Source organism: Cellulomonas sp. P1_C4 (assembly GCF_056406355.1).
Genome location: NZ_JBFUAI010000008.1, coordinates 14,489 through 38,438 on the forward strand (window position 1 = coordinate 14,489; position 23,950 = coordinate 38,438).

The 23,950-nt window shown below is 71.1% G+C and carries 34 protein-coding genes; 22 read left to right on the forward strand and 12 right to left on the reverse strand.

Going from position 1 to position 23,950, the window contains the following annotated elements:
• Nucleotides 1-19: 19 nt before the first annotated feature.
• The 6 genes from AC1DYZ_RS07730 to AC1DYZ_RS07755 all read left to right on the forward strand — a co-directional run bounded on the left by AC1DYZ_RS07730 (nt 20) and on the right by AC1DYZ_RS07755 (nt 3,282).
• On the forward strand, nt 20-499 hold the full coding sequence (locus tag AC1DYZ_RS07730; protein WP_477064768.1) for an NINE protein: 480 nt from the start codon (nt 20-22) through the stop codon (nt 497-499).
• A gap of 34 nt (nt 500-533) precedes the next feature.
• Complete coding sequence (locus AC1DYZ_RS07735; protein WP_477064629.1) at nt 534-905, forward strand: VOC family protein; 372 nt, start codon at nt 534-536, stop codon at nt 903-905.
• A 65-nt stretch (nt 906-970) separates the two neighbouring features.
• Complete coding sequence (locus AC1DYZ_RS07740) at nt 971-1,561, forward strand: carboxymuconolactone decarboxylase family protein (RefSeq protein ID WP_477064630.1); 591 nt, start codon at nt 971-973, stop codon at nt 1,559-1,561.
• A complete protein-coding gene (locus AC1DYZ_RS07745) occupies nt 1,558-2,454 on the forward strand; it encodes an RNA polymerase sigma-70 factor (RefSeq protein ID WP_477064631.1) in 897 nt (298 codons plus the stop codon). The genes AC1DYZ_RS07740 and AC1DYZ_RS07745 overlap by 4 nt, the downstream gene beginning before the upstream one ends.
• A gap of 31 nt (nt 2,455-2,485) precedes the next feature.
• Nucleotides 2,486-2,887 (forward strand): RidA family protein, encoded by a 402-nt coding sequence (locus AC1DYZ_RS07750; protein WP_456826122.1) that lies wholly within the window; start codon nt 2,486-2,488, stop codon nt 2,885-2,887.
• On the forward strand, nt 2,884-3,282 hold the full coding sequence (locus tag AC1DYZ_RS07755; RefSeq protein WP_477064632.1) for a VOC family protein: 399 nt from the start codon (nt 2,884-2,886) through the stop codon (nt 3,280-3,282). Before AC1DYZ_RS07750 ends, AC1DYZ_RS07755 begins: the two co-directional genes overlap by 4 nt.
• On the opposite strand, the gene AC1DYZ_RS07760 is transcribed toward AC1DYZ_RS07755, so the two are convergent.
• Both AC1DYZ_RS07760 and helR read right to left on the reverse strand, forming a co-directional pair.
• Complete coding sequence (locus tag AC1DYZ_RS07760) at nt 3,279-3,680, reverse strand: SRPBCC family protein (RefSeq protein ID WP_477064633.1); 402 nt, start codon at nt 3,678-3,680, stop codon at nt 3,279-3,281. The two genes, AC1DYZ_RS07755 and AC1DYZ_RS07760, sit on opposite strands and share 4 nt — an antisense overlap.
• A 19-nt stretch (nt 3,681-3,699) precedes the next feature.
• Nucleotides 3,700-5,844, reverse strand: a complete 2,145-nt coding sequence (gene helR / locus AC1DYZ_RS07765; protein WP_477064634.1) for an RNA polymerase recycling motor ATPase HelR — start codon at nt 5,842-5,844, stop codon at nt 3,700-3,702.
• A gap of 78 nt (nt 5,845-5,922) precedes the next feature.
• Here helR and AC1DYZ_RS07770 point away from each other — a divergent pair, with 78 nt between their 5' ends.
• The 7 genes from AC1DYZ_RS07770 to AC1DYZ_RS07800 all read left to right on the forward strand — a co-directional run bounded on the left by AC1DYZ_RS07770 (nt 5,923) and on the right by AC1DYZ_RS07800 (nt 10,880).
• The gene (locus AC1DYZ_RS07770) at nt 5,923-6,528 is read left to right on the forward strand and encodes a dihydrofolate reductase family protein (protein ID WP_477064635.1); all 606 of its coding nucleotides are present in this window, start codon (nt 5,923-5,925) and stop codon (nt 6,526-6,528) included.
• Complete coding sequence (locus AC1DYZ_RS07775) at nt 6,525-6,944, forward strand: VOC family protein (protein ID WP_477064636.1); 420 nt, start codon at nt 6,525-6,527, stop codon at nt 6,942-6,944. Before AC1DYZ_RS07770 ends, AC1DYZ_RS07775 begins: the two co-directional genes overlap by 4 nt.
• 122 nt (nt 6,945-7,066) lie before the next feature.
• Nucleotides 7,067-7,771, forward strand: coding sequence for an RraA family protein (locus AC1DYZ_RS07780; protein ID WP_477064637.1), 705 nt, complete (start codon nt 7,067-7,069; stop codon nt 7,769-7,771).
• Complete coding sequence (locus AC1DYZ_RS07785) at nt 7,771-8,085, forward strand: hypothetical protein (protein WP_477064638.1); 315 nt, start codon at nt 7,771-7,773, stop codon at nt 8,083-8,085. The genes AC1DYZ_RS07780 and AC1DYZ_RS07785 overlap by 1 nt, the downstream gene beginning before the upstream one ends.
• Nucleotides 8,086-8,124: 39 nt before the next feature.
• The gene (locus tag AC1DYZ_RS07790; RefSeq protein WP_477064639.1) at nt 8,125-8,925 is read left to right on the forward strand and encodes an alpha/beta hydrolase; all 801 of its coding nucleotides are present in this window, start codon (nt 8,125-8,127) and stop codon (nt 8,923-8,925) included.
• A gap of 42 nt (nt 8,926-8,967) precedes the next feature.
• The gene (locus AC1DYZ_RS07795) at nt 8,968-9,120 is read left to right on the forward strand and encodes a hypothetical protein (protein WP_477064640.1); all 153 of its coding nucleotides are present in this window, start codon (nt 8,968-8,970) and stop codon (nt 9,118-9,120) included.
• Nucleotides 9,117-10,880, forward strand: a complete 1,764-nt coding sequence (locus tag AC1DYZ_RS07800) for a glycosyltransferase family 2 protein (protein WP_477064641.1) — start codon at nt 9,117-9,119, stop codon at nt 10,878-10,880. Before AC1DYZ_RS07795 ends, AC1DYZ_RS07800 begins: the two co-directional genes overlap by 4 nt.
• Here the strand turns inward: AC1DYZ_RS07800 and AC1DYZ_RS07805 are convergent.
• Nucleotides 10,867-11,529 (reverse strand): hypothetical protein, encoded by a 663-nt coding sequence (locus AC1DYZ_RS07805; protein WP_477064642.1) that lies wholly within the window; start codon nt 11,527-11,529, stop codon nt 10,867-10,869. The genes AC1DYZ_RS07800 and AC1DYZ_RS07805 overlap by 14 nt on opposite strands.
• A 156-nt stretch (nt 11,530-11,685) precedes the next feature.
• Between AC1DYZ_RS07805 and AC1DYZ_RS07810 the strand changes: the two genes are divergently transcribed.
• From AC1DYZ_RS07810 to AC1DYZ_RS07820, 3 genes are read left to right on the forward strand one after another with little or no spacing between them, the layout of a single operon-like run.
• Entirely contained in the window at nt 11,686-13,545 is a 1,860-nt protein-coding gene (locus AC1DYZ_RS07810) for a sensor histidine kinase (RefSeq protein WP_477064643.1), read from the forward strand.
• Nucleotides 13,542-14,183, forward strand: a complete 642-nt coding sequence (locus tag AC1DYZ_RS07815) for a response regulator transcription factor (protein ID WP_477064644.1) — start codon at nt 13,542-13,544, stop codon at nt 14,181-14,183. The genes AC1DYZ_RS07810 and AC1DYZ_RS07815 overlap by 4 nt, the downstream gene beginning before the upstream one ends.
• Nucleotides 14,184-14,231: 48 nt before the next feature.
• A complete protein-coding gene (locus AC1DYZ_RS07820; RefSeq protein ID WP_477064645.1) occupies nt 14,232-15,098 on the forward strand; it encodes a GNAT family N-acetyltransferase in 867 nt (288 codons plus the stop codon).
• A gap of 13 nt (nt 15,099-15,111) precedes the next feature.
• On the opposite strand, the gene AC1DYZ_RS07825 is transcribed toward AC1DYZ_RS07820, so the two are convergent.
• Both AC1DYZ_RS07825 and AC1DYZ_RS07830 read right to left on the reverse strand, forming a co-directional pair.
• A complete protein-coding gene (locus tag AC1DYZ_RS07825) occupies nt 15,112-15,909 on the reverse strand; it encodes an MBL fold metallo-hydrolase (RefSeq protein ID WP_477064646.1) in 798 nt (265 codons plus the stop codon).
• Complete coding sequence (locus AC1DYZ_RS07830; RefSeq protein ID WP_477064647.1) at nt 15,909-16,499, reverse strand: dihydrofolate reductase family protein; 591 nt, start codon at nt 16,497-16,499, stop codon at nt 15,909-15,911. The genes AC1DYZ_RS07825 and AC1DYZ_RS07830 overlap by 1 nt, the downstream gene beginning before the upstream one ends.
• 73 nt (nt 16,500-16,572) lie before the next feature.
• Here AC1DYZ_RS07830 and AC1DYZ_RS07835 point away from each other — a divergent pair, with 73 nt between their 5' ends.
• Complete coding sequence (locus AC1DYZ_RS07835; RefSeq protein ID WP_477064648.1) at nt 16,573-17,043, forward strand: winged helix-turn-helix transcriptional regulator; 471 nt, start codon at nt 16,573-16,575, stop codon at nt 17,041-17,043.
• A gap of 5 nt (nt 17,044-17,048) precedes the next feature.
• Here the strand turns inward: AC1DYZ_RS07835 and AC1DYZ_RS07840 are convergent, their stop codons facing one another.
• Nucleotides 17,049-17,708, reverse strand: a complete 660-nt coding sequence (locus AC1DYZ_RS07840) for a Type 1 glutamine amidotransferase-like domain-containing protein (protein ID WP_477064649.1) — start codon at nt 17,706-17,708, stop codon at nt 17,049-17,051.
• A 255-nt stretch (nt 17,709-17,963) separates the two neighbouring features.
• On the opposite strand from AC1DYZ_RS07840, the gene AC1DYZ_RS07845 reads away from it, so the two are divergent.
• On the forward strand, nt 17,964-18,401 hold the full coding sequence (locus tag AC1DYZ_RS07845) for a VOC family protein (protein WP_477064650.1): 438 nt from the start codon (nt 17,964-17,966) through the stop codon (nt 18,399-18,401).
• Between the two features lie 16 nt (nt 18,402-18,417).
• On the opposite strand, the gene AC1DYZ_RS07850 is transcribed toward AC1DYZ_RS07845, so the two are convergent.
• The 4 genes from AC1DYZ_RS07850 to AC1DYZ_RS07865 all read right to left on the reverse strand — a co-directional run bounded on the left by AC1DYZ_RS07850 (nt 18,418) and on the right by AC1DYZ_RS07865 (nt 20,162).
• On the reverse strand, nt 18,418-19,062 hold the full coding sequence (locus AC1DYZ_RS07850) for a hypothetical protein (protein ID WP_477064651.1): 645 nt from the start codon (nt 19,060-19,062) through the stop codon (nt 18,418-18,420).
• Nucleotides 19,063-19,148: 86 nt separating this feature from the next.
• Nucleotides 19,149-19,310, reverse strand: coding sequence for a hypothetical protein (locus tag AC1DYZ_RS07855; RefSeq protein ID WP_477064652.1), 162 nt, complete (start codon nt 19,308-19,310; stop codon nt 19,149-19,151).
• Complete coding sequence (locus tag AC1DYZ_RS07860) at nt 19,307-19,765, reverse strand: SRPBCC family protein (RefSeq protein WP_477064653.1); 459 nt, start codon at nt 19,763-19,765, stop codon at nt 19,307-19,309. Before AC1DYZ_RS07860 ends, AC1DYZ_RS07855 begins: the two co-directional genes overlap by 4 nt.
• Before the next feature lie 82 nt (nt 19,766-19,847).
• Nucleotides 19,848-20,162, reverse strand: a complete 315-nt coding sequence (locus AC1DYZ_RS07865) for a hypothetical protein (RefSeq protein WP_477064654.1) — start codon at nt 20,160-20,162, stop codon at nt 19,848-19,850.
• 92 nt (nt 20,163-20,254) lie between these two features.
• On the opposite strand from AC1DYZ_RS07865, the gene AC1DYZ_RS07870 reads away from it, so the two are divergent.
• Nucleotides 20,255-20,908 carry a TetR/AcrR family transcriptional regulator gene (locus tag AC1DYZ_RS07870; protein WP_477064655.1) on the forward strand — a complete coding sequence of 218 codons (654 nt, stop codon included), beginning with the start codon at nt 20,255-20,257 and terminating at the stop codon, nt 20,906-20,908.
• 262 nt (nt 20,909-21,170) lie between these two features.
• On the opposite strand, the gene AC1DYZ_RS07875 is transcribed toward AC1DYZ_RS07870, so the two are convergent.
• Together AC1DYZ_RS07875 and AC1DYZ_RS07880 are read right to left on the reverse strand one after the other, a co-directional pair.
• Nucleotides 21,171-21,599, reverse strand: coding sequence for an iron chaperone (locus tag AC1DYZ_RS07875; RefSeq protein WP_477064656.1), 429 nt, complete (start codon nt 21,597-21,599; stop codon nt 21,171-21,173).
• A gap of 206 nt (nt 21,600-21,805) precedes the next feature.
• Nucleotides 21,806-22,240 (reverse strand): YdeI/OmpD-associated family protein, encoded by a 435-nt coding sequence (locus AC1DYZ_RS07880; RefSeq protein WP_477064657.1) that lies wholly within the window; start codon nt 22,238-22,240, stop codon nt 21,806-21,808.
• A gap of 211 nt (nt 22,241-22,451) precedes the next feature.
• Here AC1DYZ_RS07880 and AC1DYZ_RS07885 point away from each other — a divergent pair, with 211 nt between their 5' ends.
• From AC1DYZ_RS07885 to AC1DYZ_RS07895, 3 genes are all read left to right on the forward strand, one after another.
• Nucleotides 22,452-22,820 (forward strand): GNAT family N-acetyltransferase, encoded by a 369-nt coding sequence (locus AC1DYZ_RS07885; RefSeq protein ID WP_477064658.1) that lies wholly within the window; start codon nt 22,452-22,454, stop codon nt 22,818-22,820.
• Nucleotides 22,745-22,993: a GNAT family N-acetyltransferase gene (locus tag AC1DYZ_RS07890; RefSeq protein WP_477064659.1), complete on the forward strand. Its 249-nt coding sequence runs from the start codon at nt 22,745-22,747 to the stop codon at nt 22,991-22,993. Before AC1DYZ_RS07885 ends, AC1DYZ_RS07890 begins: the two co-directional genes overlap by 76 nt.
• A 268-nt stretch (nt 22,994-23,261) precedes the next feature.
• A complete protein-coding gene (locus AC1DYZ_RS07895; protein WP_477064660.1) occupies nt 23,262-23,690 on the forward strand; it encodes a MarR family winged helix-turn-helix transcriptional regulator in 429 nt (142 codons plus the stop codon).
• Nucleotides 23,691-23,950: the final 260 nt, after the last annotated feature.

The window sequence follows — 23,950 nt, forward strand, 5'->3', positions numbered from 1 at the left end:
GGGAGCCCCCGTGACCGACATGATGGACCGCCCGATGCTGCTCGACCTCGACGACGACGTCGAGCGTCCCGTCGTGACGCGGCGCCCGCAGCGGGCACCMGATGCCCCGTTCCAGCCCCTGTCGGCCACCGTCCGCTACCCGCCCGGCCCCGTGCCGGACGTCGAGGACGCGATCCCCGCTCCGCCCGCCGCGCGGGTCCCGTGGGTCCCGCGGCAGCGGCCGCAGCTGAGGCTCCGACTCCCGGTCTGGCAGCGCTCGCGCGTCGTCGCCGGTCTGCTCGGGGTCTTCCTCGGCGGCCTGGGCCTGCACCGCATGTACCTCGGCTACTGGCGGCGCGGCCTGACCATGCTGGCGATCACGGTGGTCGCCGGGTTCTTCACGCTCGGCCTGGCGGCCCTCGCGATGGGCGTCTGCGGGTTCGTCGAGGGCCTGCTGTACCTGTCGGTGCGGCGCGGGAGGTTCGCCCGGGACGCGCGCGGTCGGCCGCTGCGCGGCTGACCAGACAGACCACGAAAGCTCGACGATGACGCGGATGGTCCCGTACCTGACGGTGCACGACGCGGCGAGCGCGATCGCCTTCTATGCCGCCGCGTTCGGCGCGACCGAGACCGGCGGGCGCGACGAGGGCGACGGCCGGATCGGGTTCGTCTCCCTGACGATCGACGACGACGCGCTCTACCTGTCCGACGAGTTCCCCGAGTTCGGCGCGTACGCGCCCGCGACCCTCGGGCACAGCACCGCCGCGATCGTGCTGGAGGTGGACGACGTCGACGCGGTCTACGCCGCCGCCGTCGCCGCCGGAGCGACCGCCGACCGCGAGCCGGCCGACCAGGGGGACGAACGGCGCGGCTGGCTGGTCGACCCGTTCGGCCACCGCTGGGCGATCCACTCGCCGCTGGGCTGAGCCCCCGCTGTCACAGATCCACCTCGGCCGGTGTCTTCATGCCACAAGCACACGAGGAGGACGACATGACCAGCACGACGCGGATCCCCGCCACCGAGATCACCGGGCTCTACGGGGCCCTGGTGAAGAGGTTCAGCACGAAGATGTTCGGCAAGGTGCCGGAGGCCCTCGGGGTCATGGGCAACAACCCGGCGGTCCTCAAGTTCAGCCTGGGCCTGGGCCAGAAGTCCGCCAAGTGGCACGCCTGCGACGAGGACCTGAAGTCGTACGCCCACATGGCGGCCGCCTCGCTGATCGGGTGTTCGTGGTGCCTCGACCTCGGCTACTTCCAGGCGAACAACGAGGGACTGGACATGACCAAGGCGCAGCAGGTGCCGCGCTGGCGCGAGTCCACGGTGTTCACTCCGCTCGAGCGCGACGTGCTCGAGTACGCGGAGGCGATGTCGCAGACGCCGCCGACCGTCACCGACGAGCTCTCCGCGCGGCTGCTCGAGCAGCTGGGCGCGCCGGCGCTGATCGAGCTCACGTCGTGGGTCGCGCTGGCCAATCTCTATTCGCGGACGAACACCGCCCTCGGCATCTCGGCCGAGGGGTTCGCGGCGTCGTGCGACCTGCCGCCCCTGGCCCAGCCGAGCCGCGTAGCGTCGCAGGCATGACCGAGCCCTCGGCCGCGCTCGACGACCCGTTCGTGGCGCACCGCAGCCTGCTGTTCACGGTCGCGTACGAGATGCTCGGCTCTGCCGCCGACGCCGAGGACGTCGTGCAGGAGACATGGCTGCGGTGGGCGGACCTCGCTCCCGCGGCCCGGGGGGAGGTACGCGACGAGCGGGCGTACCTCGTGCGGATCGTCACCCGGCTGTCGCTCAACCGGATGCGCACGCTGGCGCGGCGGCGCGAGGACTACGTCGGCGAGTGGCTCCCGGAACCCCTGCTGACCAGCCCCGACGTGGCCGAGGACGTCGAGCTGGCCGAGAGCGTCTCGTTCGCGATGCTCACCGTGCTGGAGACCCTCGACCCGACGGGTCGGGCGGTGTTCGTGCTCCGCGAGGTATTCGACACCCCGTACGACGAGATCGCCGACGCCGTCGGCAAGACCCCCGCCGCCGTGCGCCAGATCGCCCACCGCTCCCGCGAGCACGTCGCTGCGCGACGACCGCGGCAGCGGGTGAGCAAGGCGGAGCAGACGGCGGTCGTCGAGCGGTTCATCGCCGCGATCCGCGACGGGGACCTGCAGGGGCTGCTCGACGTTCTGGCGCCGGACGTGCTCGTGGTGGCCGACGGCGGCGGGGTGGTCAGCGCGACGCTGCGCCCGGTCACCGGTGCCGACAGGGTGGCTGCGTTCCTGGCCGGCCTGGCGACGATCACGGGCGACTTCGTGTCGACGCGCACCTGGGTCAACGGCGGGCCCGCGGCTCAGGTGCACATCGGCGGCGAGCTGAACACGGTGATGAGCCTGGTAATCGAGGACGGCCGGATCGCCCGGATCTACGCGGTGCGGAACCCGCACAAGATGACCCGCCTCTCCGCCGAGACCGCACTCAGTCGGTGACGTGTCGGTGGTCCGTGCCACGGTGGATCGCATGGAGATCACACGCCTGCAACCGGCCGGACTGGTCAACAGCCCGGCGTTCAGCCATGTCGTCGTCGTACCCGCGGGTGCGACGACCATCTACGTCGGCGGCCAGAACGGCGTCGACGACACCGGCGCGATCGTCTCGGACGACGTCGCCGAGCAGTCCGTCCGCACCATCGACAACGTCGAGACGGCGCTCCAGGCCGCGGGCGCCTCGCTCGCCGACGTCCTGCAGTGGACGGTGCTCATCGACGCGGACGCCGACCTCGGTGCCGCGTACGGCGCCATCGCCCCGCGGCTCGCGGTGGACGGCCCCCCGCCGCTGGTCACCGCGGCCCGCGTCGCCGGGTTCGGCGTGCCGGGCGCCCTCATCGAGGTGAGCGCGATCGCCGCGGTGCTCCCGACGTGACCGCGTCGGCAGGGCTGCTCGCGGCGGTGGACAGCGTGCAGCTCCCGGTGCCGGACCTCGACTCCGCGCTCGCGTTCTACCGGGACCGGCTCGGGCACCCGCTGGTGTGGCGGACGGGGACGGCCGCCGCCGTCCGGCTCCCCGGCGACCGGGCCGAGCTGGTCCTGCAGGTCGAGCGACCCGAGCCCGAGGTCGACTTCCTCGTGGACTCGGTGGACCAGGCGGTGGCTGAGTTCGTCGCCGCCGGCGGCACGGTCGTTGTGCCTGCGTTCGACATCCCCGTCGGGCGCGCGGCGCGGGTGGCCGACCTGTTCGGCAACGTGCTGACGCTGGTCGACCTCAGCGCAGGGCAGTACCTCACCGACGACGAGGGGACCGTCGTCGGGCTCCGCTAGGCGCCGCGCTCGAGGACGCCCTTGAGCCGGGCGAGGTCGCTGGTCACCAGGGCAGCGTCCCGCTCGAGCTCGTCGTCGGTCATCCCGGCGCCACGGCGCAGGGTGAACACCACCTCGGTGCCCTGGCCGTCCGCGAGCGCCCGCAGCGGGACGTACACCGTCTCTCCCGACGGCGTCACCACCTGGTGGTCGAGCACGCCGAACTCGTTCTGCGGGGCGAACGTGACCTGCACGCGGCCCTCGGCTGTCTCGACGAACCAGGTGTCGCCGTCCTGCGAGATGGACCTGCCGAGGCCCGGCGCCCACACGGGCATGTTGACCGGGTCGGACGCGAACGCGTAGACCTCCGCCACGGGCCGGTCGATGTGGACACTCAGGTGGCGGGAGTCCGACGTCATCCGGCGATGGTGCCACGGGTCACGCGCTCGTGAGGATCACCAGCTCCTGCGTCGCCCGGGTCATCGCGACGTAGCGGTCGACGGCGCCCTCGATCCCGGTGCCGAACGCCTCGGGGTCCACCAGCACCACCAGGTCGAACTCGAGACCCTTCGCCAGCTCGGGGGTCAGCGACCGGACGCGGGAGGACCCGACGAAGGTCGGATCGCCGATCACGCAGGCGATGCCGGTGGCGTGCGCGTCGAGCCAGGCGTCCAGGACCGCGTCGCGGTTGGTCGCGGAGCCGTGGACCACGGGGACGCCGCTGCCGCGGATCGACGTCGGCACGTTGACGTCCGGGAGCGCGGCCCGGATCACCGGCTCCGCCTCCGCCATGACCTCCTCCGGCGTCCGGTAGTTGATGCTCAGCGACGCCAGCTCGATCCGGTCCAGCCCGACGCGCTCGAGCCGCTCCCGCCACGACTCGGTGAACCCGTGCCGGGCCTGGGCGCGGTCGCCGACGACGGTGAGGCTGCGCGACGGGCACCGGCTCAGCAGCATCCGCCACTCCGCGTCGGTGAGCTCCTGCGCCTCGTCGACGACGACGTGCGCGAACGGGCCCGCGAGCGCGTCCGGGTCGGCGGTCGGCAGCCCCGCCTCGTCGACGAGCTTGTCGCGCATGTCGTCCCCGCGCAGCATCTGCATGAGGCGCAGCTCCGTGTCGTCGTTCTCGATCAGGTGGTCGACCACCTGGGTCATGTACTCGCGCTCGGCCGCGAGCGTGGCCTCGTGCCGGCGTCGTCGACGTGACGCCTCCGGGTCCCCGAGGCGCTGCCGCGCGGCGTCGAGGAGAGGCAGGTCCGACATCGTCCACGCCTGCGCGTCCGGCCGCTGCAGCCGCCGGATCTCGGCGAGCTCGAGCCACGGCGCGCACAGCAGCAGGTAGGCGGGCACCGACCACAGGTCGCCGACGAGGTCGGTCGGCTCGAGCAGCGGCCACGCGCGGTTGAGGGCCGTGTTGAGGTCCTTGTCGCGCAGCAGCGCGCGCCGCAGCTGGTCGCGCTCGATGTCGTCGTCCTCGACCTTGTCCACGAGGATCTCGAGCAGCGCGTCGCGGACCTGGTCACGCGCCTCGTTGTGCGGCGTGCCGGGTTCGGGGGCCTCGAACGCCTCGGCCCAGTCGTCGGCACTCACCCAGATGTCCGCCCACGGGGTCTCGACCTCGAAGCCCTGTATCGGCGGCTTCTCGTAGAACCGGACGGCCGGCTCGATCGCGCTCACCATCGCCGCGGACGACTTCAGCCGGACGACCTCCGCGTCGGTCTCGACCCCCGCGTCGGCCCCCTCCACGACCAGGTCGCGCAGGGTGCAGGTCTGCACGCCCTCCTCACCGAGGCTGGGCAGCACGTCCGAGACGTAGTCCAGGTACGGCTGGTGCGGGCCGACGAACAGCACACCGCCGCGCCGGTGCCCGAGGCGCGGGTCGGAGTACAGGAGGTAGGCCGTGCGGTGCAGCGCAACGACGGTCTTGCCCGTGCCGGGACCGCCGTCCACGACGAGCGCGCCGCGGGATCCCGCGCGGATGATCGCGTCCTGGTCGGCCTGGATGGTGCCGAGCACGTCGCGCATCCGGTCGGACCGGTCGGTGCCCAGGCTGGCGATGAACGCGGACTGGTCGTCGAGGGCGGCGTTTCCCTCGAACCCGCTCGGGGTGAACACCTCGTCCCAGTAGTCGCTGATCCGCCCGCCGGTCCACCGGTACCGGCGGCGGCTGGCCAGCCCCATCGGGTGGGCGTGCGTCGCCCCGAAGAACGGCTCGGCCGCCGGCGAGCGCCAGTCGAGCAGGAGCCGACGGTCCTCGCGGTCCGTGAGGCCCAGGCGCCCGACATAGGTGGTCTCGCCGTCGGCGCTGACGATGCGCCCGAGGCACAGGTCCAGCCCGAAGCGCCGCAGGGTGCGCAGGCGCGCGGTCAGCCGGCGGATCTCCTGGTCCCGCTCCACGGCCGCCGTCCCCGAGCGGCCCGGGGCCTTGCGCTCGGCGTCGAGGCGGTCGGACAGCTCCGCGATCTGCTGCTCGAGGCTCTCCGCGATGGCCGCGAAGTGCCGCTCGTCGCGGTCGATCAGGGTGGGGTCCGCCTTGGCGGCGAGGCGATCGGGCAGGTCGAAGGCGCTGGTAGGGCGAGTCACGTCGGAGATTCTGCGACCGCACGGGGACCTTGCGGCAAGACCCCCCGCGCGCTATACGTTGAGAAGGAGGAGGACCGCATGGCAGTGATCCTCGACATCACGATCTCCCTCGACGGCTACGTCACCGCCGCGAACGCGGGTCCGGGGAACGGGCTCGGCGACGACGGGCTCGCCCTGCACGAGTGGGCGATCGGCGACCGCACCCCGCAGGACGTCCAGGTGCTCGCCACGGGCGCCGGCGTCACCGGCGCGGTCGTCATGGGCCGTCACCTGTTCGACGTGGTCGACGCCCCGGACGGCTGGAACGACGACCGGCACTACGGCGCCGACCAGGGCGACGCGGCCAACCCGCCGCCGTGCTTCGTCGTCACCCACGAGGCACCGGACCACGTGCGCCTGACCGACCGGATGACCATCGTGACCACCGGCCTGAGCGACGCCCTGGACCGGGCGAGGGCCGCCGCCGGCGACAAGCACGTGGTCATCATGGGCGGCGGGGAGCTCGGCGGCTCGGCCCTGCGCGAGGCCGTCATCGACCGGCTCCACCTGCACGTCGCCCCGCTCGTGCTCGGCGCGGGGACGCCGTTGTTCCACGGCGGGCCACGCCTGACGCTCCGGCTCGACGAGTCCATGACGGTGGTCACCCGCAACGCGGCGCACCTCTACTACGACGTCGTCCGGTGACCGGTCGGCCCGTGGAGATCCAGCTGAGCATGCTCGGGGTGATCGTCCGCGACATGCCCGCCGCGCTGCGCTTCTACCGGCTGGTGGGGCTCGACATCCCGGCGTCGGCGGACGACAGACCGTTCGTCCTGCACCGCATGGGCAGCGGCGTGACGATCTTCTTCGACACGGTGTTCGCGGCGCGCTACGACCCCGACCACGCCGTGCCCCGCGGGGGCGGGTACCGCTCGCTGTTCGAGTTCTACCTCGGCGACGACGCCGCGGTGGACGCGAAGTACGCCGAGCTCACCGCCGCCGGCTACCACGGGCGGATGGCGCCCGAGCAGACCACCGGCCCCTATGCCGCGATGGTCGACGACCCCGACGGCAACGTCGTCCTCCTGACGTCCGACGACGCGCTCGCCACCCAGGCGTGAGCCACACCGAGGTCGACGCGTCGATCCTCGCCCCGCTGGACGACCCGAGCGCGCCGAGGAGCTGCTCGAACAGGCCTGACGACCGCCATCCACCCCTACCCTGACCTCGAGAGGGGACCGCCATGGATGCCCTGACGCTCCAGACCACGTTCATCGAGCTGACCACCCCGCACGTCGCGGACGCGTGCCTGCGCCTCGGGGTCGCCGTGCGGTGCGCCCCGCCGCAGCTGCGGCCGGTGTGGGACGGCATCCACGTGGTCGGCCGCGCCCAGCCCGTCCGCCACGTCGGCAGCGTGGACGTGTTCCTCGAGGCCCTCGGGCGTGCCGAGCCTGGGGACGTCCTCGTCGTCGACAACGGCGGCCGCACCGACGAGGCCTGCGTCGGCGACCTGGTCGCTCTCGAGGTGGCCCGCGCGGGGCTGGCCGCGATCGTCATCTGGGGACTGCATCGCGACACCCCGCAGCTGCGCACCATCGCCCTGCCCGTGGTGAGCCTGGGCGCGTACCCCAACGGGCCCGAACGCCTGGACCTCCAGCCCACCGACGCCCTCGACTGGGCCCGGTGCGGCACGCACGTCGTCACCCGCGACGACGTCGTCCTCGCCGACGACGACGGCGTGGTGTTCCTGCCGGCGGCGCGAGCGGCGGAGATCGCCGTGGTCGCCGCCCGGATCCGGGACACCGAGCGCCACCAGGCCGCGCGCATGCTGCTCGGCACGACGCTGCGGGAGCAGACCCGCTTCGACGAATACCTCGCGGCCCGGGACCGCGACGGAACCACGTTCCGTCAGCACCTGCGCTCCCTCGACGCCGCGATCGAGGAGTGATGTCGGCGCTGACCAGCAGTCGGACGTGGCTCGCGATCGGCGGGGTGGTCGTCGTGACACTCACGGCGTGCGGCAGCGCGGGCGATCTCAGCATCCGCAACGACGGCCCAGCCGACGTGACCGTGTCGACCGGTGACGAGGAGGTCACGGTGACCGCGGGCGGCGGCGCCGAGATCCTCGACTACGGGTGCACGCCCGGTGACGTCACCGTCGAGTTCACCACAGGCCAGTCGGTCGTGATCCCGGGGCCGGTGTGCCCGGAGCAGGAGATCGTCGTCGGTGACGGCAGCGCCACGCTGGAGCCTGCCGAGTAGCAACAGCGGAGGTGTACCGCGTCCCCCACAATCGGGGGCGTGCTCATCGATGTCGAACGCCTCCGGCATGACGCCCGCGAGCGCGCGGTCGCCCGGCCGCGCCGCCCCTTCGACGGAGCGGTCGACGACGTGACGCCCGGCGGCGTCCCGATGCGCCGCTACGTGCCCGACGCCCGCGCGAGCGGATCGGCGGCCGTGTTCCTGCACGGCGGGTACGGCCTGTTCGGCGACCTCGAGCTGCAGGACGGCTACTGCCGCCGGCTGGCCGAGACCCTGGGCATCGCCGTGCTGTCGGTGGACTACCGCCTCGCGCCTGAGGCGACGCTCGACGACGCCGCGGCGGACGCCCTGGCCGGCCTGGCGTTCCTCGCCGACGACGGGTTCGCGCGACTGTTCCTGTGCGGGGACTCCGCCGGAGGGGCGGTGGCGATCCTCGCCGCGGCACGGTCGAGCGTCGCCCTCACGGGGCTGATGCTGACCAACCCGAACGTCGACCTGACGATGGCGACGTACGACGCCACGCGGCCTGGCGGGCCCGACCTCGAGCTGGCCGGGTGGTCGTTCAGAGCGTGGGCGCGGGTGACCGACCTCGCCGACGCCCCGCGCCTAGAGCTCCTCGCCGGGCGGCTGCCCCGCACGGTCGTGGCGGTCGGGACCCTGGACTCGCTGCTGCCCGAGTCACGCGCGCTCGCCGACGCCTGCGTGCGCGCCGGTGTCGAGTGCCGCCTCGTCGAGCTGGACGGCGCCGAGCACGGGTTCGTCGGCACCGACCGCGCGGACGAGGCGCTCGCCGCCTTCCAGGAGCTCACCGGCGACGGCCACCGACATACCCGGCGGTAGGCTCCCAAAGAGGCGGGGGCCGACTGGTGGGAGGTTCGCTCGATGCCGCTGTGGCTGATCCTGACGCTGGTCGGGGTGGCGCTGGCGATCGGCGGCTTCGCTCGTCTGGGCACGATCCTGCTGTGGGTCGGCCTGGTCCTCGTGGTGTCTGGCCTCGTCGGCACGGTGGTGTCGCTACGACGGAACAGCCGATGACGCGGCCTCCGGGGGAGGCCTTGCACCGCCGAGCCGCCCGGCTCGGGTGGGCCACTCTCCTGCTCTCGCTGGCCGCAGCGCTGCTGCTGGGATGTGCGATCTGGCTGCTTGCGACGAGCGCCCCACGGATCGTTCCGGACGCCGACCTCGTCATCGCCATCCTGCCGGTGGACGTCGAGCTGACCGCGCCGCGCCCGATCATCGTCCTCTGCGTGGGCCTGGTTCTGGCGGCGTTCCTGGTCGCGATGGCAGCTCAGCAGACCGTCACCGCCTTGCGCGTCCTGTCCCGGGGTCGCGGCCTCGAGCAGCCGGTGCCCATCGGGACGGCGAGGCTGCTGCGGCGCGTCCTCGGAGCCGCGACCGTGCGGACACTCGCCCTGGACGACCTGCCCGAGTGGCCGCACACCGCAATTCCCGCCGAGGCCGACGTCGCCGGGCTCGTCCTGCGGTGCACCGTCCTGATCCCCGCGCACGACGAGCAAGCCATCATCGACAAGACCCTCGAGTCCCTGACCCTCCAGCGCCGTCCACCGGACCGCATCATCGTCGTCGCCGACAACTGCACGGACGCGACCGTCCAGATCGCCCGTGCCCGCGGCATCGAGGTCATCGAGACGGTCGGCAACACGCAGGCCAAGGCCGGTGCGCTCAACCAGGTGCTGACGCGGTTGCTGCCGACCACCGGTGCGCGGGACGTCGTGCTCGTGATGGACGCCGACTCGACGATCACGCCCGACTTCCTCGAGGTGGCGCTCGGCCGGCTGGACGACGACCCCGACCTGATGGCCGTGGGCGGCCTGTTCTCCGGCGAGGACGGTGGGCGGCTCCTCGGACAGCTGCAGCGCAACGAGTTCACGCGCTACCAGCGCGTCCTGCGCCGGCGCGAAGGTCGCGTGTTCGTCCTGACGGGCACGGCGTCGGTGGTCCGCGCGTACGCGTTGACCGCCGTCGCGGAGGCGAGGGGCTCCCTGATCCCCGGCACGGTCGGGGACGTCTACGACACGCTGGCGATGACCGAGGACAACGAGCTCACCCTGGCGTTGAAGTCGCTCGGGGCCCAGATGACGTCGCCGTCGGAGTGCCGCGTCGTCACGGAGGTCATGCCGACGTGGCGGGACCTGCGCAAGCAGCGCAACCGCTGGCAGCGCGGCGCGTTGGAGAACATCGGCGCGTACGGGATGACGCGCACGACCGTCCACTACTGGTGGCAGCAGGTCGGGCTCGCGTACGGGGTCATCGCGCTCAACTCCTACCTCCTGCTGATGGTGATCGCGCTGCTGGCGGCGGACGGCTTCCGCTGGTCGGCGCTGTGGACCACGATCGGGCTGATCTTCCTGCTGGAACGCGTGGTGACCGCGTGGTCGGAGGGGTGGCGGGGACGGCTGCTGGCGTTCCCCTTGGTGATCGAGCTCGGGTACTCGCTGTTCCTGCAGTCGACGTTCGTCATGTCGATCGTGCAGATCGTCACCGGGAAGAAGTCCGGCTGGAACTACGTCCCGCGGCCGACGATGACCGCGCTCGCCCTGCCCGCGGTGATCGTCCTGCCCCTGGTCCGGCGCTGGAACCCCCTGCCGTCCTCGGTGCTGCAGACGACGTGGTTCGAGGCGCTGAGCGTGTTCGTCGGCGTGAACACGCTGGTCCTCGCGACCGCGAGCCTGCTCCAGCTGCTGCCGCCGATCCGGCGGACCATGCACCGGTTTCAGGCCCGTCGAACGGAACGGCGGGGCCGAACCGTCGGCGCCGTGGTCACGGGGAGCTGACTCTGGACAGCTGCTCGGCGGCGCGCTTGTTGCTTCTCGCCATGACCAGCGACGCGGCGACGAGCCAGAACGGCAGCAGCACGTAGTTGACCAGGCCGCCGGGGGGAATGCCCGCGTTGCCGAGCCCACCGAGAACACCGAGCACGATCGTAAGTCGTGCGAACCACTTGGGGAGGACGGACCCGCGAATGCCGCCCAACCCGGTGGCGATGAAGGCGGCCGCCAGACCGATCCCCATCCCGGCCCACCCGAAGTAGGCCACGTAGCTCAGCGAGTGCAGCGCGGCGTCGTCGTGGGCGTCGGCGGCTCCGTTGATCAGCCCCCAGTTCCACGCCACCATCTGCGAGATGCCGGCGACGGCGACCACCCAGCCGCCGTACGCCCCGCTCGAGTAGGTCGCTTCCCGCGCTTCACCTGAGCGCAGGAGACTTCGCACGGCGGTCGCGAAGAACAGGAGTGCGACGCCCATGAGGACGAGGCACCCTTGCGAGGCGAAGTTCAGCGCCAGGTTGTCGCGAATGACCGCCGTGGTCGCCGTGCCTGGGGTGTCCTGGGTCGTGGTCCGCTGCAGGACGGACTGACCGATCCAGCAGGCACCTGCGACGGCGCCGCTCCACGGCAGGAGTCTGTCGAACGTCGTGCGAGGCATCATGTGCTCCCTGTTCGCGGAGGGACCTCGTGCCCCTCGACGCCTCGACGATCACCCGCCCGCCGACCCGAGCACACGAGCTTCGCGTCCCGGCTCCACCGGGAACAGTTCCCGGGAGCCCTTCCGGACCGCCCGACAAGGTTGCAGACTCGCCGCATGATCCCCGTCGTCGTACTCGGGGCGGCCACGGTTTCTGTTCTCGTCGGAACCGTGGTGCTGGTGCGTCCAGCCCCGCGACGGATCGGTTGGCTGCTGGTGGCGCACGGCGTGTGCTTCGGCACCGTGCTCATCGACGAAGGCACCGGCACCTCGCGCGCCGCGACGGCCGCCGATCAGCTCGCATCGGGCGCCTGGGTGTTCCTCTTCCTCTGGTTGGTCCTCGTCGCCTACCTGGTGCCCGACGGTCACAGCCCGTCGCCGGGCTGGCGCCGATTCATGCTCGTCGGGCTGGCCGGGGTGGCGGCGTTCCTGGTGGGTTCCGCAGGCGACGCGACAGGCTTCCGGGAGGCGCACGGCGGCACCGACCCGCCGCTCACCTGGCTGCCGACGCCCGTCTCGGCCGTCCTCGGCGTGATCGGCCTGCTCCTAACCCTCATGCTGTTCGTCGGGTCCGTGCTCGCGGTGCGTTCCCGGCTGCGCCGATCCTCCGGGCGGGCCCGGCTACAGCTCTTGTGGCTCGTCTGGGGCGCGACGAGCCTGCCGCTCGCGCTCGCGCTCGTCTGGGTGGGGCACTTCACGCTCCGGGACAACCCGTGGGTGGTCAGTCTCGCGATCGCTCTGCCGGGGATCGCCGTCCCCGTGACGATCGGGATCGCGATCCTGCGCTATCAGCTCTTCGACATCGAGCTGGTCCTCAGCCGGACACTGACCTTCGGCACCCTGGTCGCCGGCGTCGTCGCCGTCTACGCGCTCTTCCTGGCCGGCGCCGAGCAGCTGTTCGGAGGCAGCGCCGTGGGTGGCGCGTTCGCCGTCGCCGTCGTCGCGGTGGCGATGCAGCCCGCGTACACGACGGTGCACCGTCGGATCGAGCGCTGGGTCTACGGCCAGCGCTCCGACCCGGCCGCAGCGTTGCGAAGCCTCGGCGCAAGCCTGGAGTCAGCAGATCCGCTCCACGTGGTCGAGGCGATCACGGCTTCGGTCGGCGAGGCACTCAAGGTCGACCGCGTCTGGCTGACAGCACCCGGCCACGAGTCCGCCGATGACCCCCGGATCGTTCGCGTCCCCCTCAGCCACCGCGGCGAGCACATCGGCGAGCTGGCCCTGGAGGTGCCTCCCGGTCGCCGCCTCTCGTCGGCGGACACCGCGCTGCTCCACGACCTGGCGCGCTACGCGGCGGTCACCGTTCGCGCCGCGCACCTGGCCGCGGAGCTCCAGTCCTCGCGCTCGCGGATCGTCACCGCCCGCGAGGAAGAGCGCAAGCGGTTGCGACGAGAGCTTCACGACGGTGTCGGGCCGTCGCTGGCCGCCATCCTGCTCAAGCTCGAGGCCGCCCGGTCGCGTCAGGACGTCGTCTCGCGGGACGCCCTCCTGACCGAGGTCCGCGACGAGACCAAGGCGGCGATCACCGAGGTCCGCCGCGCGGTCGACGAGCTGCGCCCACCGGCCATCGACGAGGTGGGACTGTCCGGGGCGATCCGCCAGCGCGCCGCATCGCTGTCGACCCCCTCGCTCGTGTTCGAGGTCGACAGCCCGTCCACGCTGCCCTCGATCCCGGCGGCCGTCGAGGTCGCCGCGTTCCGGATCGCGTCCGAGGCCATGACCAACGTCGCCAAGCACTCCGGCGCGAGCCGCTGCAGAGTGGCACTCGTGCTCGACGGGACGCTCGAGCTCATGATCTCGGACAACGGTCACGGCACGGACCGGCATGCGGGCCACGGGGTCGGCTGGGTATCGATGACCGAGCGAGCGGCCGAGCTCGGTGGATCGTGCACCATCGCGGATCGCCCCGAGGGCGGCCTGGTGGTGCGTGCTGTGCTGCCGCTGGCGGACGAGGTCATCCTCGGAGTCGTCGGATGATTCGCGTCCTCGTCGCCGACGATCACCCGGCCTTCCGGCGAGGGCTCGAGCTCATGCTGGTCGACTGCGACGACCTCGACGTCGTCGGCATGGCCGAGACGGGTTCGCGTGCGGTGGAGCTGGCCGGGTCGCTCGATCCGGACGTGGTCCTCATGGACCTGCGCATGCCGGATCTGGACGGCATCGAGGCAACCCGCCGCATCAACCGGAGCACCCCGGCACCCGCAGTCGTCGTGCTCACGATGTTCGAGGACGACGACTCCGTGTTCGCCGCCATGCGCGCCGGCGCGCACGGCTACCTCCTCAAGGGTGCCGACCAGGAGGAGATCGTTCGCGCGATCCGTGCGGCGGCCGCGGGCGAGGCCATCTTCGGCCCTGAGATCGCCGCCCGGGTGGTCAACCACTTCGCACTCGGGGGCGGCTCGACCGCGACGACGTTTCCCTCGCTCACCGAGCGCGAGCGCGAGGTGCTCGAGATGATCGCCGCCGGAAAGGGCAACGCCACCATCGCGCACGAGCTGCTGATCAGCCTCAAGACGGTGCGCAACCACGTCTCGAACATCTTCACGAAGCTGCAGGTCCCCGACCGCTCAGGTGCGATCGTGAAGGCCCGCAAGGCTGGACTCGGGGGCGTCTGACGTGCAATTCGAGTGCATGCGCCGGTGTGACGGTGTCTGATCGCCATCGTGGCAATCGAGCTGAGCACACCGGACGTGGACCAGCTCGGCGACGTCGTGCGTGCCCTCCGGGACTGGCAGTCCGACGTCTCGCCGATGCAGCTGCACCCGGGCGACCTGGGCTGGTACTGGCAGTTCGGCGCGGAGGCGATGGCAGCCGCAGTCCGGACGTGGAGCCGGGCCGGACAGCTCCTCGCCATCGGATTCCTTGACGGTCCCGCGATGGTGCGGATGACCGTCGCGCCCGAGGCTCGTCGCGAGGAAGAGCTGGCTCACCAGGTGGTCTCGGACCTGTCCGAACCTGAGCGTGGCGTGCTCCCTGCGGGCAAGGTCTCCGTCGAGGCGCCGGACGGCACCCGGGTGCAAGGCCTGTTGTCCGAGGTCGGCTGGGTCGCCGGCGAGTCGTGGACCCCGCTCCGCCGCGACCTCTCGGGGGCTGTGGAAGACGTCGGCCTGCGAACCGAGGTCGTCGGTTCCGGGCAGGTGTCCGAGTTCACGGCCGTCCACCGGTCGGCATGGGACAGCCCTCGGTTCACCGACGAGCTGTGGCGCACCATGGCGGCCGGTCTGCCCTATACCGACGCGCGGTGCCTTCTCGCGTACGACGACCGCGGCGTGGCGGTGGCGGGGGTCACCGTATGGTCTGCCGGCCCGGGGAAGCCGGGGCTGCTCGAGCCGATGGGTGTCCACGCCGACCATCGCGGGCGCGGCTATGGCCGGATGATCTGCGTCGCCGCGGCGGCCGAGCTCAGGAGGCTGGGTTCGTCGAGCGCAATGGTCTGCACCCCGAGCTCGCTGGTTCCCGCCGTCGCCACCTACCTGTCGGCGGGATTCCAGAGACTTCCTGCGCGGTTGGATCGATCCCGAAGCGCCTGATCGACAGGGTGCGTCACTGAGCGAGCTGCTGGAGCTGCCAGGTGACGATGCCGGTCATCTCCTCGCCGTACGGGGCCGACGGGCCGAGCCGGGGGTCGTCGGGGACCCGGGCGTGGCGCAGGGCGTCCAGGTAGGCCCGGTCCAGGTCGATCCGCGCGCGGAGCTCGTCGGCGCCGCCGACGGACCCGTGGCCGGGGATGAACACCTCGAGGTCGTCCGACGCGTCCTCGAGCAGCTGCAGCGCGGCGAGGTAGTCCTCGATCGGGTCCCCGGAGAACGGGCTGAGGATCGGAACGAGGAGGTCGGACAGCATGTCGCCGGCGACGAGCACGCGGTGCTCCTCGATGAGCAGCGCCGCGTGGCCGGGCGCGTGCGCCTGATGCTCGATGATCCGGACCGCGGGGCCGTCCCACGGAATCCGTGCCGTCTCGGCGGGCAGGCCGGTGATGCGGCCGAACACGTCGTCCAGTGGCACCCGCTCGGCGATGTCCGACGGGATCATCCCGGCGACGGAGGACTTCCAGTCCGCGTCCGCGAGTCGGGCCTGGATGGCAGCCGCGCACCGAGCCGTGCCGTAACGCGGCGCCTCCCCGAGCTCGGCGTGCCAGAGCAGGTGATCCCAGTGGGGATGCGTCGAGAAGCCTGCGACCACGGGCCGGCCCGTCAGGTCCTTCGCGATGCCGGCGAGCTCGTCGCCGAGCACCCCCGGGTCGACGAGCAGGACGCCCGCCCCGCCGTCCACGACCACGGCGTTGCTCTGCATGAACTCGCTCACGTGGATGCGCACACCCTCGGCTACTTGCCTCAGCATCAGCCGGCCTCTTTCTCGTCGCGGATGGCGTAGCGGCGCATGGTGACGCCCGAGTCGAACGATCGGTGCTCGAGCAGATCGAGCTCGAGGGGCCGGTCGTAGTCGTCGAACAGCGGCCTGCCGAAGCCGAGGATCGCGGGGTGGGTGGTGAGCAGCAGCTCGTCGAGCAGCCCCGCGCGGAGCAGCTGGGTGGCGAGCGCCGCCCCGCCCACGCCGATGGTGCCGTCGGTCTCGGACCGGAGGACGGCGAGCTGCTCAATCGCGTCGTCCCCGCCGATGATCCGCGTGTCGTAGTCGGCACTGTGCCGCGTGCGGGAGACGAGCACCTTGGGCTTGGCGGTCCAGATCTCGGCGTACTCCCGCAGGAAGTCCGGCAGCGACGCGTCGCCGCGCGCGCGTGGCCAGTACTCCTCCATGAGCTCGTAGAAGAGCCGGCCGTGGACGATGAGCGTGGCCGCCCGCGCCTGCGCGTTGAGCTCGCGGTGCAGCTCCTCGTCGATGCGCAGCCACTCGCCTGCGCCGTCGTCCCCAGGGACTTGCTCGATCCGCAGGTCGAGGGACACGTTCATCGCGTACACGAAGCGGCCCATCGTCTCCTCTTCCGATAGTGATTGCGCTTTGCAACCACTATATTGAGGACGCAACGGGTGTCAAGGAGGAGTCGTGGAACCACGGTCCGGGGGTCCGATCAACGCCGCCGTCGAGGTGCTCGGAGATCGCTGGTCGCTGCTCGTGCTGAGCGACGTCATCTTCCGCGACCGCCGCTACTTCCGGGCGCTGCTCACCGGGTCGGTCGAGGGCATCGCCTCGAACATCCTCGCCGACCGCCTCGTGCGCCTCGTCGACGCAGGGATCCTCACCCGCGGCACCGCCGCCCGGGGGCAGCGCGCGCGGTACAGCCTCACCGAAGCCGGCATCCAGACGCTCCCGATCATCTGCGCGCTCGGCAACTGGGGCCTCGACTGGCGCTCGGGCAGCGCCGAGCTCCGGAGCCGGCAGCAGCTCCTGCGCGACGAGGGTCCGGCGTTCGTCGAGGAGCTCATGGACGAGCTCCGCGTCCGCCACCTCGGCGTCCCGCCGAAGCCGCGCGACGGCCCGGGCCCCTTCGAGCGACTCGACGCCGCCGGCGACTGACGGGACTACCCGAACTTCCTCCACTGCCCTTCGGAGACCACCTCGACGGAACCGTCGACCACCGCGATAGCCGTCTGCTCGTCGATGGCATAGGCCGGGACGCCGATGTCGGCGGCCCACCGCTCGGCGTGCGCGAGGGTGTTCGTCGGGAAGGCCTCCAGGTGCGGGAAGATCGCGAAGTCGACGACGCCGAGGGTGCGGTCGTCGGGCGCGGAGGCCCACTCGACGAAGGACGTCCCGATCCGGGGCGTCATCACCATGCTCCCGGCACTCACCCCGACCCAGACCGTGTCGGGCAGCGACGGCAGCAGGTCGGCCAGCCCGGACTCGCGCATCCAGTGGCTCAGGTACGTCGCGTCGCCGCCGTCGACCAGCAGCACGTCCGCCTCCCGCACCCACGGGACCCAGCGCTCCGCGCCGATGGTCGGCAGTGCGGTGAGCTCGAGGACGCCGAGCGACGCCCAGCCCAGACCGGAGAAGTACTGGAAGTCGGGATCGGCGGCCACCAGGCCCCGCACCGACGCCGGCCCGCACATCGGGTGGCCCCACTGCGCGGTCGGGACGACCAGCGCGTGGGACTCGTCGATCGGCTTGCCGAGCAACCGCACGAGCGCCGAGCGGATGCTCGGATTCGTGACACCGCCCGACGTGAGCAAGAGCTTCACGATGCCTCCGGACTCGCGCGTGGACGTCGACAGCGACCGTACTCAGGAACGTCGCACCATCTTGCCGCGCGACCGGATGCGACGCGCGGGTATGCCGCACGGCACACACGGGAGAGCACGAAGTCGTTCTCGCGGGAGTCGTGCGGAGCGTGACCGGTCCACGTCGTCGTGTTCGCCTACGAGTGCGGGCTGGTCCGCCCGGGCGAGTGACGACCACCCGGCAGTTGTTCGTCCGCGCTGGCTAGCATCGATCGCATGCCCATCAAGCTCGAGAACGTCGGCATCGCTGTCCGCGACCTCGACGCGACGATCGCCTTCTTCACGGACCTCGGTCTCACGGTCGTCGGTCGTGACACGGTCAGCGGTGAGTGGACCGACACGGCCGTCGGCCTCGACGGCAACCACGCCAAGATCGCGATGCTCCAGACGCCCGACGGTCACGGCCGCCTCGAGCTCTTCGAGTACATCCACCCCGACGCGATCGAGACGGAGCCCACCCGTCCCCACGAGATCGGCATGCACCGCGTCGCCTTCTCGGTCGACGACATCGACGACGCCCTGGCGATCGCGGCGAGGCACGGCTGCTACCCGCTGCGCGGCGTGGCGACGTACGAGGACGTCTACAAGCTCACCTACGTCCGCGGTCCCAGCGGCATCCTCGTCATGTTCGCCGAGGAGCTGCGCACGGCGTGAGGGCCGCCCCGACCACTCACCCGTAGTCGCGGCGATAGCGAGCCTGAACATGCCGAGCCAGGGACTCGCGCTCGGCTTCGACGGTCAGCTCGTGCTTGTGCGCGAGGGCCGCCAGGATGGCGTCGCAGATGTCGACGTACTCGGCGACAAGTGACGGGCGGGTCGTCTCCAGCCAGCGCAGCTCGGCCGCGTATCGCACATACTCGCTGACCGCGGCCTGCTCGGTCCGGATGAGACTGCCGTCGCAGACGAGGGGGCTGCCGTCCGGATTCGCGATCCCCGGACCGGCAGGGGCGGGTGGATGCGGGGCAGTAGCTGGTGCCTCGCGGGACTCCGGGTCCGGAATGCCAGGAGCTTCTCGCGGCCGCGGGACATCGATCCGCCGCGGCTGCTCGGGCACCCCGGGCTCGAGCGTGCCGCCGTCCAGCAGGCGGAGCTGCTCGGTCAGACTGGCGAGCCTGCCCGCGTAGGTCTCGATGACGCCGAGCTGCACGTCGAGGGGCACCTCGGCGTCGCCGCCGAAGAGGTCTTGGTCGTAGGACTCCCGGGCACGGAGCAGCCGCTGCGAGAGCCGGTGGATCTCGTCGCGCAGCTTCGGTGCCTCGCCCGCCACCTGCGGGGGCGCTGCGGGCAGGCCTGCGTCGTCCAGCGCGTGTGCCATAGCCAGCTTCCTTGGTCGCTTGTGGCGTTTCGGTTCCATCGACGCCGGTGACCCGCTACCTGAGCATCGAACCGGGCGAAATCTCGTCAGAAGAGTTCAGCGATGACCTGCTCGCTGGAGTCGACGTAGCGATCACGCTGCTTCACTCCGGACGGCCCGTAGGGGTAGTCGTTCGGCGTCGGAGTGCTGACCGCGTCGAGCCGCTCGGTCTCGTACTCCGCGTCCGACTGGACGGCTGATCGCTTCACCCTGTGCGCGGTGCCGTTCGTTCGATGACATCGGCTTGGGCAGCAGTCAGCCTGTCGCCGCGCGCCGGCGCGCCCAGACGAAGCACTGGGGTCAGCAGTCGCAGCCACCCGCGTGGCCGCATCGTCACGCGCGTCGTCACGTCGCACGAGGTTGCCGTGACGGCAGCGATCGTCGTCTCGAGGGCGAATCCCAGCGCGGATCCCGGGTGATCGAACGCGATTCGCGTCGGCGGCGAGAATTCGGTGACGGAGTACTCCGCTTCATTGACCCGCCCTCGCTCCGACCGGACCATCACCGCTCGACTGCCGACCGCGACGGGTCCGTCGTCCAGACGACGGATCTCGAGAACCTCTCGCTCCCACTTGGGGTGGTTGTCGAAGACGTGGGTTCCGATCACATCGAACGCCTCTTCGGAACTGCGCTCGACGCGTCGGGTCCTCGTGTAGGAAATCATCGTGCCCTCCTAGGCAGGGCGACGGTCGGCCCGTCGCCATTCACTGGGTGCTCGAACGTCAAACCAGCCGCCAAGTCGTCGCCTAGGCCGGGACCCCCGCCTTCGCATCGACCTCGGTCAGCACGTCGACGATGACGAACTCCGACTTCCTCACGACACCCGCCTCGGCCTGAACCTGCCGCCGGGACGGGGCGGACACCGACACGAATCTCTCCGCGCTCTCGCGGTCGGTGAAGACGAGGTAGCTGTAGCTCGCGTCACCGTCCACCTCGTGCGCAAACCGGGCGCTGACAAACCCCGGCAGGGTGCGGATGAACGGGATGACGTTGGACGTCAACCCATCGAGGTGGTCCTGGCGCGAGCCCGGGACGTCCCACGTGCCGATCACTGCGTACATGTCCCTCTCCCATCGTCTGCCCCGGAGAGCCGGGATCCGGTGTCATTCACTAGTGAGTCTCACTAGTGAATGAATTCAGTATGCTCTCGGGCATGAAGGACGTCAACGGAGACCGGAACGCTCGCGCCACGCCAACTCGCCGTGACCGCGCAAGGGCGACTGCGGCGACGATCGTCGAAGCCGCGACGGTCGAGTTCGCGGCAAACGGATATCAGGGCACGACGATGGCCATGATCGCCGCGCGGGCCGGCGTCGCCGTGCAGACCGTGCATTTCGTCTTCCACACCAAGGGCGAGCTGCTGACCGCAGCCGTGGAGAGCGCGGTCATCGGCGCGGGCGACCCGCCGGAACGCGCCGAGTGGTTCAGGGAACTCATTGCGGAGCCGGATCCGGGTGAGCAGCTTCGCGGGTTCGTCCACCAGGGCGGCGGCGTCCTCGTGCGCGCGAGCGCCATCAACGAAGTGGCGCGGTCCGCGGCGTTGACGGATCCCGATGCCGCGACGGCGTTCGACAGGCTCGAGCGGCTGCGCTGGGACGGGTACCGATCGCTGCTCGAGGTCGTGGCCACCAAGACCGCGTTCCGGGCGGGGATGGACATCGAGTCAGCAACCGACGTGCTGTTCACGCTGGTGAGTCCGCGTACGTACCTCTCACTCACGAGGGACCGAGGATGGCCTCCGGAGCGCGCGCTGGCGTGGATGGCGGACATCGTGCCGATCGCGATCCTGGGACCGCCGACAACGTGACGAAGCAGCACGGCCTCACCGAATAGGCGGCGGGGGTAGCCGACCCGCATTTGCAGCCAGGATGGGCTGTCCTCGCYGCCGACGCCTTACGCCGCGGCTCGCCACCCCTACCCGCTGCGAGAAGCCTCCACCGCGTACGCCGCGCTCGAGTGCCCCGGCCTCGCCGCACGATTCAGATGGTCAGTGGTGCGGCGGCTCCACCACTGACTCGCCGCACGCCCGCGGGCGCCCGCCGCAGCGTCGGGTGCCCGCGGTCCGGCGCTCAGGCGATCGCTCGGGTCACGAGCGCCGTGATCTGCTTCTCGGCGGCGGGGGTCAGCCGGGCCAGGGCGAACTCCGCCGGCCACATCGGGCCGTCGTCGAGGTCAGCCACGTCGCTGAAGCCGAGCGTCGAGTACCGGTTCTTGAACTTTGCCGCCGGCTTGAAGAACAGGAGGACCTTGCCGTCCTTGGCGTAGGCCGGCATGCCGTACCAGGTCCTCGGCTCGAGCTCCGGCGCGACGTCCGTGACGAGGACGTGCAGCCGCTCGGCCATGGCCCGGTCCGCGTCCTCCATCTCGGCGACCTTCGCGAGCAGGTCGTTCAGCCCGTCGGCCTTCTTGCCGGTCGCACGCACTTCCTTGGCGCGGTCTTTGATGGCGGCGCGCTCGGCGGCGGTGAAGCCTTCGGTGGTCTCGGTCGTGCTGGTCATGGTGGTTCCTTCCCTGGGGAGCTGTCATCAACCTGACGTTCGCCAACGGCACGGTGTGACAGGAACGGGCTCAGGAACCGATGCACGACCAGGTGCGGCCGATCGTGGGTCTCGTGGAACACGCACGTGACGTCGGTCAGCGAGGAGTCAGGCAGCGTGATGCCTCCGCGCCGATGACAGCGCCGCCGGAGTCTTTGCTCTCGKGGTCAGCCCCGCAGAGCCGCGATGGCTGTGTCGATACGCCGCCGGCGCGTCTCGGGCTTCTTCGCGCTCTCGATGGCGCGCACATGCTCGCGCTTGCGGCTATCGGCAAGGGCGTCGTACGCGGCACGGGCGACGGGGTCGTCGTCCAGGGCTCGGGCGAAGTCCTCCGGCTCGACAACGACGCGCGGCTCGGTGTCGAGCTCCAGCTCGACCTCGACCTCCTCGCCGATCGTGACACCCGCGGCCCGTCGGTTGGCGTTGCTGAGGCCGAGCAGGTGGCGGCCCCGCATGATGGCGACCCGGCTCTTCCAGGAATGCCCGTTGACCGTGATCGTCACGGGCGGCCGCGCGCCCCCGCCGAGCGCAGCTGCCACCTCGGGCGGAACTTCCAGCCCGCGCATCGGCTCGGGTGGCTCGACGAGGGTGCGGAACTTCACGGCGCGCTCCCTGCTGATCGGGGCGTTCGGGGCGTCAGGCTTCGTACTTCGTGGGGCGGTCCCGGTCTGTCGAAGCGCACGACAGATCGATGGGCTCGTGCGGCGACCCTTGACCGAACCGCTCCCATGCTGACACGGCAGCCAACGTAGGAAGTGGGCCGTGTGCACGGGACCGCGGGCACTGTCAGGGCCGTGTCCGTACTGTCGGGGCATGGCAGAGCTTGGGCGCGGCCCGTGGCCACCGGGACCGATCGCCACCGATCGACTTCTGCTCCGCCCGCCGGAGGCGCGCGACCGCGCGGCATTCGTCGAGCTCTACACATCACCCGACGTCGGCACCTACACGGGCGGAGCACGATCGCGTGAGGCGGTCGAACGCGCGCTCCCTGCGGCTCCTCAGGCGCATCCCGGTCGTTTCGTGATCGACCTCGACGGGGCAATGGTCGGGACGGTCCAGCTCGAACGCCGCGACGTCGACTACGAGATTCGCCCGGCGGCCGGCCAGTGGACCTGGGGTACCTCCTTCTTCCGGGGTTATGGGGACGCGGATACGCCACCGAGGCCTGCGAAGCCGCACTGAGCTGGTTCGCTGGCGCAATGCCCGGTGAAGCCGTCGTGCTCATCACCCAGACCGCGAACGAGCGATCGATGCGCCTGGCAGCGAGGCTGGGATTTGTCGAGGTCGAGCGGTTCGAGGCATACAACGCCGAGCAGTGGTTCGGTACGTGGTCCCCAGCCGCAGCGACTGGCTGAGGTGTGCGGACCGGTACTCACAGTGTCCGGGCCCGATATGCCTGTCGAGAGGCAGGATGGATTGCCCGACGGCGAGCGTCGTACTGTGACCGATTGCCTCCAGCGCGTGCCGGGCGGGCAAAGTGTTCGAGCGGTCGGTTGGATCTGGGCTGACCACCGCCGGCCAGGCGGGCCGGGCAGCATCCGGGTCCTCGGCCAGTCGCCGACCCGGATCGGTCGTACTTAGATCACTGGGAATATAGTTCCAAGGCGTCTAGTTAGCGTGCTCATGGACCTCTTCGACTCTCTCGTGCGCTACGAGACCTACCTGTGGAACGAGCTCGACGACCGGCTCCGCGATGCGGGCTCGATATCGCTGGGAACGCTGTCCGCACTGCGGGTGATCCGCCGACATGAGGGTTCCTGCCGGGTGCAGGAGCTGCGATCCGAGCTCGGCATCACGGTGGGCGCGGCCAGCAAGCTGGTTGACCGCCTGGAGCGCGATGGCCTCGCGGTGCGCGCGGCCCACCCGACCGACCGCCGCTCCTCGCTGATCGCGTTGACGCGTGCCGGAGATGCCGCTCACGACGACGGTGTGGCGCTGGTTGACGCGGCTCTCACAGAGCACTTCAAGGGCATCGACGTGCGCGAGCTGACGTCCACACTGAACGTGCTGTGGGGACGACTCAGGTCCCCGCTCGCGGCGGTGCCGGCGTGAGCGCGCGAGGCACGATGCGCGCCGCCTTCGGCCGGATCGCCCGGCCGCACACCGACATGGAGGCCGGGGGGACCGCCGGGAAGGGAGTGGTGGTCCTGTGATCCCGCTCGAGATTCTCACCGCCCGCGCCCTGGCTGATCGCGAGACACGGTCCACTCGGAGCACCCCGGCCCGCGGGCACCTTCTCCGGATCGTGGCCCGGCTCAGGGCACACAACGTCGCCCGCCCAGACCCGCGAACCCTCGACAAGAAGCCGACCG